This is a genomic window from Streptomyces barkulensis, from assembly GCF_002843305.1.
Lineage (GTDB): Bacteria > Actinomycetota > Actinomycetes > Streptomycetales > Streptomycetaceae > Streptomyces > Streptomyces barkulensis.
Window position 1 is genome coordinate 1 of the sequence record NZ_PGSG01000022.1, and the last position, 7,931, is coordinate 7,931.

Annotated in this window: 7 protein-coding genes and 4 pseudogenes; 6 read left to right on the top strand and 5 right to left on the bottom strand. The window is 66.0% G+C overall.

Annotation, left to right across the window (positions count from 1 at the left end; translation table 11 throughout):
- The first annotated feature begins 17 nt into the window (after positions 1-17).
- The 4 genes and pseudogenes from CUT83_RS31690 to CUT83_RS04555 all read left to right on the top strand — a co-directional run bounded on the left by CUT83_RS31690 (position 18) and on the right by CUT83_RS04555 (position 2,170).
- Positions 18-1,083: pseudogene (locus tag CUT83_RS31690) on the top strand (IS630 family transposase).
- A gap of 59 nt (positions 1,084-1,142) precedes the next feature.
- Positions 1,143-1,445 (top strand): annotated as a pseudogene (locus tag CUT83_RS30745) (polymorphic toxin-type HINT domain-containing protein); the annotation flags it as partial.
- Between the two features lie 102 nt (positions 1,446-1,547).
- Positions 1,548-1,796 carry a hypothetical protein gene (locus CUT83_RS30750; protein ID WP_241524768.1) on the top strand — a complete coding sequence of 83 codons (249 nt, stop codon included), beginning with the start codon at positions 1,548-1,550 and terminating at the stop codon, positions 1,794-1,796.
- A 2-nt stretch (positions 1,797-1,798) separates the two neighbouring features.
- Complete coding sequence (locus CUT83_RS04555) at positions 1,799-2,170, top strand: DUF6188 family protein (RefSeq protein ID WP_101254584.1); 372 nt, start codon at positions 1,799-1,801, stop codon at positions 2,168-2,170.
- Positions 2,171-2,302: 132 nt separating this feature from the next.
- Here CUT83_RS04555 and CUT83_RS04560 read toward each other — a convergent pair.
- The 5 genes and pseudogenes from CUT83_RS04560 to CUT83_RS29650 form a co-directional block, all read right to left on the bottom strand.
- Positions 2,303-2,872 (bottom strand): annotated as a pseudogene (locus tag CUT83_RS04560) (site-specific integrase); the annotation flags it as partial.
- Between the two features lie 27 nt (positions 2,873-2,899).
- Positions 2,900-3,232, bottom strand: a complete 333-nt coding sequence (locus CUT83_RS04565; protein ID WP_158238964.1) for an integrase core domain-containing protein — start codon at positions 3,230-3,232, stop codon at positions 2,900-2,902.
- A complete protein-coding gene (locus CUT83_RS04570) occupies positions 3,213-4,583 on the bottom strand; it encodes an IS30 family transposase (RefSeq protein ID WP_101254586.1) in 1,371 nt (456 codons plus the stop codon). Before CUT83_RS04570 ends, CUT83_RS04565 begins: the two co-directional genes overlap by 20 nt.
- A 36-nt stretch (positions 4,584-4,619) precedes the next feature.
- On the bottom strand, positions 4,620-5,270 hold the full coding sequence (locus CUT83_RS30265; RefSeq protein WP_240957771.1) for an IS3 family transposase: 651 nt from the start codon (positions 5,268-5,270) through the stop codon (positions 4,620-4,622).
- Between the two features lie 5 nt (positions 5,271-5,275).
- The gene (locus CUT83_RS29650; RefSeq protein ID WP_107490851.1) at positions 5,276-5,602 is read right to left on the bottom strand and encodes a transposase; all 327 of its coding nucleotides are present in this window, start codon (positions 5,600-5,602) and stop codon (positions 5,276-5,278) included.
- A gap of 872 nt (positions 5,603-6,474) precedes the next feature.
- Here CUT83_RS29650 and CUT83_RS31695 point away from each other — a divergent pair.
- Positions 6,475-7,540: pseudogene (locus tag CUT83_RS31695) on the top strand (IS630 family transposase).
- A gap of 59 nt (positions 7,541-7,599) precedes the next feature.
- Positions 7,600-7,931, top strand: a 332-nt coding sequence (locus CUT83_RS04590) for a polymorphic toxin-type HINT domain-containing protein (protein ID WP_241524767.1), incomplete at its 3' end; no start/stop codon positions are given.

Sequence of the window (7,931 nt, forward strand, 5' to 3'; positions counted from 1 at the left end):
GGTGCTACATCCTCGTCATGAGGTATGCGGATGGCGGCGGTCTGACCGCTGTGGGGCGGGCGAAGCGTGAGAAGGTGCGTTTCGATGCCGCGGAGATGTTCGAGCAGGGAGTGCGGCCGCCGGAGGTGGCCCGCAGGTTACGGGTGGCGCGGAAGTCGGCGTACGCCTGGCACGCTGTCTGGTGTGAGGGCGGCAGCGCGGCCCTGGCCTCTGGCGGCTTTCCGTGCCGCCTGGGCGATGCCCAGGCCGAGTGGTTGCAGGCAGAGCTGAGGCCGGGCCGGCCGCGCACGGCTGGAGCGAGGACCAGCGGTGGACCCTGGCCAGGGTCGCGGAGCTGATCCACCGCCTGTTCGGTCACCGGTACACCCCGCGGGGGGTGTCGTATCTGCTGCACCGGCTGGGCTGGTCACCACAGGTTCCCGTGCACCGGGCCGTCGAGCGGGACGAACAGGCCGTTGCCGCGTGGCGAACGGAGCAGTGGTCACGGGTAAGAGGACGGCCCAACTCCTGGGCGCGTGGATAGTGTTCGAGGACGAGGCCGGACAGGACCTGAAACCCGGTAAGGGCCGGACCTGGTCACGACGCGGGCGGACACCGCTGGTCAGGGTGACGGGGAAGGGTTCCGGCCGGGTCCTGATGGCGGGGATGGTCTGCGTCAGACCGGGCTGCGAGACCCGTCTGATCTATCGGACCCAAACGTACCGGGGCCGGACCGGCGAGAAGAAGGGCTTCCGGGCGCGTGAGTTCGCGGACCTGCTGACCTCTGCCCGTCGGCAGCTCGGCGGTGCCCCACTGATCGTGGTGTGGGACAACGCCAGCATCCATCATGCCAAGTCCTTGCGGGAGTTCTGCGAACGCAACAGCGATTGGCTGACCATCGTCAAGCTCCCGCCCTATGCGCCCGACCTCAACCCCGTTGAAGGCGTGTGGGCCCACCTGAAGAAGTCCCTGGCCAACCTCGCGCCCCGCACGATCGACGGCCTCACCCCACTCGTGAAGAACCGACTACGCGGCATCCAACGCCGACCCGAGATCCTCGACGGCTTCATCGCCGAGACCGGACTCGTGTTGGAGCCTCCGTAGCTCTGTCACCCCACCCTTTCGACCTCAGCGGCACCACCAAGAGCATCGAAGACGTCGAGATAGGTGACAAGGTCGTCGTCACCGATCCCGAGACCGGTGAGACAACCACCCGTGAGGTCGTCGCCACCATCGTCACCGAGGACGACAAGCACTTCGTCGACCTCACCATCACCACCGAAGACGGCCCCGCCTCTCTTGTCTCCACCACCACCCACCCCTTCTGGGTGGAGAGCGAAGAGAAGTGGCTGGACGCCGGCGAGCTCGCTCCCGGCATGTCTCTGCGTGCTCCCGACGGGGCCACTGTCGCCGTCGACGAGGTCCGCTCCTTCACCAAGCGCCAGCGCACCCACGACCTCACTGTCCAGGGCATCCACACGTACTATGTGCTGGCGGGCGAGACGCCGGTCCTCGTTCACAATTCGACACCGTGTCCCCCCGTCATCGGCCCTCAGCGTCCCACTGGCGTGGGTGACGATTGGGTGGCGCGGACGGCTGATAACGGCAAGGGAAGTGTGTGGCAGAAGCCTGGGTCGACCGGAAATGCCGACATGGTTCGCGTGATGAATCCGACCGGCATGTACCCGAATGGCTATGTGCGTTTCCATAACAAGCATGGTCAGCCGATCGGGCTTGACGGAAAACCCGGATCGAAAGCGGCTACGCATATCCCGATGAATCCTGATGGCACTTATCCGCTTCCGGTGGGGTGGTAGGCATGAACTTGAACCTTCAGGGTCAAGCAGTTACCCGTGTCTGCTTCGATGCGGCTCTTACGGTCCTGACCAGCGAGGATTACGAGCTGCGCGTCGAGACCGAGGCGGTTCTTCAGGTCTCGTCCGGGGAACATGTGTCTTTCGATCCAGAATCCCCGGAGGTTGCGGCCCTCTATCTCGTTCGACTGGCCCGTGACGTGATTACTGAGGCCGAGGTAGGAAAGGTCGGGGATCTCCTGATCAAATTTGAAAGCGGCACGAAACTGACCGTCCGACCGGATGACGATTATGAGGCCTGGGGGCTTGTCGGGCCGAAGGGGCGGCGAGTGACCTGCATGCCAGGAGGGGAGATTGCAGTGTGGAGTGGGGAGTGATATTCGGCGGTAGCCGGAAATCCTGACCCCCGCATCGCATCTCCTGGTGCGTGTAAGAGCAAATTTGTGGCCCCGCCGGGAAGCTCCCGGCGGGGCCACAGAGGTGTCTGACGGCAGTAGTTGACGGCAACGTCAGTGGACGGTGGCTCCGCACAGCGGCGGGTCGTTGCCGTCGTCGCGGGTCGACTCGTTGTTGGCAGGGCGGTCAAGGGCGGTACTGAGAGTGTCGATGGCGTCGCGCTGGAGGCGGAGCCTGACGTGGGCGTAAACGGTGGCGGTGACGCCGATGTGGGCGTGGCCGAGGAGTTCCTTGATGACGACGAGTTCGACGCCCTGTTCCAGGAGGAGGGTGGCGGTCGAGTGGCGGAGGTCGTGGAAGCGGATGCGCCGGAGCCCGGCCCGGTCGAGGAAGCGGCGGGTGAGGTTGGCCGGGTCGAGAGGCCGTCCGGTCGACGTGGTGAATACGAGGCCGCTGTCGCTCCAGTCCGGTCCTGCTGTCTCTCGCTCCTTGCCTTGCCGTCCGCTGTGCTCCTTGAGGGAGTGGACGCATTCGGTGGGGAGGGCGATACGTCGCTCGGACGCCCGGGTCTTGGTGGGCAGATGCGTGAGGCCGCCGGTGCGGGTGCGCTGGAGTGAGCGCCGGATGCTGGCCGTTCCGGCGTTGAGGTCGAGGTCGTCCCAGTGGAGGCCGAGGAGTTCGCCTGAACCGCACCGGGTTCGGTAGAGATCTCAGATATTGGCTGTGACCTGGGCTTTCGTGGTTGTCAGGTAGTGGTTGGCTTCGTATTCGGCGGGCGGGATGTGCCCTATCTCACCGTGAAGCCGGGTGTGGTTGTACCAGTCGGTCCATTCGGCGGTGGCCAACTCGACCTGGGCGAGGGATCTCCAGGGCCGCTGCGGCTTGATCACCTCGGTCTTGAAGAGGCCGATCGTGGACTCCATCAGCGCGTTGTCGTACGCGTCGCCGACCGATCCGATCGAGGCGGCGATGCCGGCCTTCTCCAAGTGCTCGGCCAGCGTGAAGGACGTATATTGGGCGGATTCAACCGGTCGTTGCAACACCGGCTTGTGCTGATCGTAGATGATCGTTGAGGGCTTCCGCGGGGGTCTTCCAGGCGAGGGTCTTGCGGGGGCGGGAGTTGAGGACCGTGGCGATGGCGGCCAGTTCGTCGCCGCTCCATCGGGACAGGTCGGTGCCCTTGGGGAAGTACTGGCGCAACAGCCCGTTGGTGTTCTCGTTCGTGGCCCGCTGCCAGGGAGCGTGCGGGTCTGCGAAGTAGACGGGCAGCCCGGTCTCGACCGTGAGTTGGGCGTGAGCTGCCAGCTCCTTGCCGCGGTCCCAGGTCAGTGACCGGCGGAGCTGATCGGGCAGGGTGGTCATCCTGGTGGCCAGGGCGTCCTTCATGGCCACGGCGCCGTAGCCGCCCAGTGCGGGTCCGTTCTTGGTCGGTGCGATGGTGCCGTAGCCCTCGGCTCGTGGCAGGTGAACGAGCATGGTATAGCGGGTCTTTCGTTCCACGAGCGTGCCGATCGCCGACCGGTTCAGCCCGATGATCAGATCCCCTTCCCAATGTCCCGGGACGGCGCGGTCGGCAGCTTCGGCGGGCCGCTGGCTGATCACCACGTCCTTCGTGACGTGGCCGCCCGGCTTGTTGCGGGACCTGGCCCGTGGGACGCGCAGGGCGCGGCCGGTGCGCAGGCAGGCCACGAGCTCGCGCTTGAGGCCGCCGCGGCTCTCGACGTAGAGGGACTGGTAAATCGCCTCATGGCTGATGCGCATGGATCCGTCCTCGGGAAAGTCGATCTTCAGGCGGGCCGAGATCTGCTCCGGGCTCCAGGCGTTCGCCCACCGGCGGTCCTTGCGATGAGGCTTGTTCCGCCCCTTCCATTCAGGAACCTGTGGCCCGGGAAGCACCGTGCCGTCCGGGGCTCGGATCACGCCCAGCAGGCGGTCCTGGACGTACTCCCGAAGCCGCTCGTTCCCGGCCAGCTTCGCCTCCTTGGGCCGCCGGGCCACCAGGTCTGCCTTCCACTGCGCGACCGAGGCCCGGTACTCGAGCTTGCCACCGCGGGTGGCCGCGTTGCGCCGCAGCTCCCGGGATACCGTCGAGGGCGCCCGGCCCAGCTGCTGGGCTATCTCCCGTACTCCGGCGCCCTGCACGCGCAACAGGGCGATCTCCTCGCGTTCGGCGAACGAGAGGTAGCGGCCCGAGACAGCAAGATCGATCTGCGGCATCCCGCCAGCATGCCGGAACCACCGTGTGCCCACCGCCGGCGCAGCCCCGACGGCGACGGCCGCATCCTCACTGGTCAGCCCCTTGGCTATCTCCCGCCAGAACAGCCGCTCGACCTCCCGCCGCGTCGAGGGCCGCCCCGGCGACTTCATCGGCGACCGCCCGGTCAACTCCGTCATCCAACCCGCTGGCCGTCCCACAACACACCCCTCTGATCAGGAGTGTTGCAACGACTGGTTGAACCCAGGTTGCGATCCCGCGTCCGAGTGATGCACCAACTCACCTGGAAAGGGTGGATGTTGGTCGCGATCACGTTGCCACAGCCCCATGTCCAGGGCGTCCAGGACGGGCCGGGTCTGCTTCGTGGTCGAGGCGGACCAGCCGACGATCCGGCGGGAGAAGGTGTCCACGACGAAGGCGACGTAGACGACGCCGGAGAACGTGGCGACATGGGCGAAGTCAGCGACCTGGCAGCGGTTCGGCGCGCTGGCGACGAAGTCGCGGTCCAGCAGGTCCGGCGCCCTTGGCGCGGAGGGGTCCGGGATCGTGGTGACCACTCTCTTGCCGCGGACGGCGCCGGTGATGCCGAGCTCGCGCATGAGGCGTTCGACGGTGCAGCGGGCCGCGGTCCGGCCCTGGCGATTCAGGTGCCGCCAGATCTTCCTCGCGCCGTAGACACGGTAGTTGGTGTCGTATGCCTCCTGGATCAAGATCTTCAGTTCGGCGTCCCGAACGGTGCGGGCCGAGGGCGCCGTCAGGCGTTTGTGGTGGGCGTAGTAGGTGGACGGGGCGATCTTGCAGCCGTGCTCGGTCAGAACACGGCAGATCGGCTCGACTCCGCCGAAGCGGTCCCGGTGCTCGTCGATGAACGCTACGAGCGTGTGTGTGGCCGGTCGAGCTCGGCCGCGAAGAAACTCGCCGCCGCCTTCAGGATCTCGTTGGCCCGCTTCAGCTCGGCGATCTCCCTCTTCATCGCCTTGATCTGTGCGGACTCCTCCGTCGTCGTCCCCGGCCTGGTGCCGGCATCGATCTCGTCCTGGCGGACCCACGTGCGCAGCGTCTCGGTCGTGCCGATGCCGAGCTTTGCGGCGACCGCTTTCATCGCGGCCCACTCGGTGTCGTAGTCGGGCCGCACCTCGGCGACCATGCGCACCGCACGACGGCGCAGCTCAAGCGGGTACGGGGAGGGACGTGCCATGACTCGATCCTCTCAAATGATCGAGTCCCTACCGAACCCGGTGCGGTTCAGGTGGGAGTCGAAGATCCAAGCTTCCCGGCGCTCCAAGCTGAGCTCAGTCAAGCCAGTAAACTGCTTGACTACTCCGAGAAATATGTCCCGAGGCACTGATGGCAGACTTTAGAGAAACGCTCGAACGGGCAAAATCCGGGAAGCTGGGCAATGAAGAGTTCGGCGTCGCCATGAAAGCGATCTCCGGGGGGTGCGAAAACCAACGAGACCTGTATACGGCCTTGCACGTGGTTGGGATCGCGGGCTCGCCTGCCCAAGCGGAAGCCGTGCAGAGGCACCTCTGCACGCCGGCGGACCCCATGCTGTCTCGGCTTGCACTACAGATTCTCTGCGACTACTGGGGGATGTCTTCCGACTTCTTGCCGGAGCTCCAGAGCTTCCTGGCCGGAGTTGATTGGGATGTTGATGGCGATGTTCGAGAAATCGCCATTCCCATCGCGGGTAGACACCTCCGAGAGGTGGGAGGACCGGTCGGCCTGGCTCAGGTATTGACGGATATCGCCGAGAGTGAGGGAGAGCTTGATCTCGTACGAGAAGGGGCTCTGCGTGCCCTGGCCGCAGCGCTTGGAGATTCACTTCTCGATGTGTCGTCTCCCGCAGTACGAGTGCGTGTTGGATCTACGCAAGCGGTAGACGTCCTGGCTCGCGCAAGGCAGAGATACGCCCTGCAATAACCGGCATCAACGAATTATGATCCGGTGATTTGAACGGGAGAAGCTCCGCCGGAGTCCGTGACGGCTCCGGTGGGGCCTCTGAGGCTTTTGACGCTGAGGTTGAAAGGGTGGGGTGATAGCGGGTGTTGGAGGTGCTACATCCTCGTCATGAGGTATGCGGATGGCGGCGGTCTGACCGCTGTGGGGCGGGCGAAGCGTGAGAAGGTGCGTTTCGATGCCGCGGAGATGTTCGAGCAGGGAGTGCGGCCGCCGGAGGTGGCCCGCAGGTTACGGGTGGCGCGGAAGTCGGCGTACGCCTGGCACGCTGTCTGGTGTGAGGGCGGCAGCGCGGCCCTGGCCTCTGGCGGCTTTCCGTGCCGCCTGGGCGATGCCCAGGCCGAGTGGTTGCAGGCAGAGCTGAGGCCGGGCCGGCCGCGCACGGCTGGAGCGAGGACCAGCGGTGGACCCTGGCCAGGGTCGCGGAGCTGATCCACCGCCTGTTCGGTCACCGGTACACCCCGCGGGGGGTGTCGTATCTGCTGCACCGGCTGGGCTGGTCACCACAGGTTCCCGTGCACCGGGCCGTCGAGCGGGACGAACAGGCCGTTGCCGCGTGGCGAACGGAGCAGTGGTCACGGGTAAGAGGACGGCCCAACTCCTGGGCGCGTGGATAGTGTTCGAGGACGAGGCCGGACAGGACCTGAAACCCGGTAAGGGCCGGACCTGGTCACGACGCGGGCGGACACCGCTGGTCAGGGTGACGGGGAAGGGTTCCGGCCGGGTCCTGATGGCGGGGATGGTCTGCGTCAGACCGGGCTGCGAGACCCGTCTGATCTATCGGACCCAAACGTACCGGGGCCGGACCGGCGAGAAGAAGGGCTTCCGGGCGCGTGAGTTCGCGGACCTGCTGACCTCTGCCCGTCGGCAGCTCGGCGGTGCCCCACTGATCGTGGTGTGGGACAACGCCAGCATCCATCATGCCAAGTCCTTGCGGGAGTTCTGCGAACGCAACAGCGATTGGCTGACCATCGTCAAGCTCCCGCCCTATGCGCCCGACCTCAACCCCGTTGAAGGCGTGTGGGCCCACCTGAAGAAGTCCCTGGCCAACCTCGCGCCCCGCACGATCGACGGCCTCACCCCACTCGTGAAGAACCGACTACGCGGCATCCAACGCCGACCCGAGATCCTCGACGGCTTCATCGCCGAGACCGGACTCGTGTTGGAGCCTCCGTAGCTCTGTCACCCCACCCTTTCGACCTCAGCGGCACCACCAAGAGCATCGAAGACGTCGAGATAGGTGACAAGGTCGTCGTCACCGATCCCGAGACCGGTGAGACAACCACCCGTGAGGTCGTCGCCACCATCGTCACCGAGGACGACAAGCACTTCGTCGACCTCACCATCACCACCGAAGACGGCCCCGCCTCTCTTGTCTCCACCACCACCCACCCCTTCTGGGTGGAGAGCGAAGAGAAGTGGCTGGACGCCGGCGAGCTCGCTCCCGGCATGTCTCTGCGTGCTCCCGACGGGGCCACTGTCGCCGTCGACGAGGTCCGCTCCTTCACCAAGCGCCAGCGCACCCACGACCTCACTGTCCAGGGCATCCACACGTACTATGTGCTGGC

What these genes read in the sequence shown, in the direction of transcription:
- CUT83_RS04555 (WP_101254584.1), top strand. Translation starts at nt 1,799, where the DNA reads ATGAACTTGAACCTTCAGGGTCAAGCAGTTACCCGTGTCTGCTTCGAT.
- CUT83_RS04570 (WP_101254586.1), bottom strand. Translation starts at nt 4,583, where the DNA reads ATGACGGAGTTGACCGGGCGGTCGCCGATGAAGTCGCCGGGGCGGCCC.
- CUT83_RS29650 (WP_107490851.1), bottom strand. Translation starts at nt 5,602, where the DNA reads ATGGCACGTCCCTCCCCGTACCCGCTTGAGCTGCGCCGTCGTGCGGTG.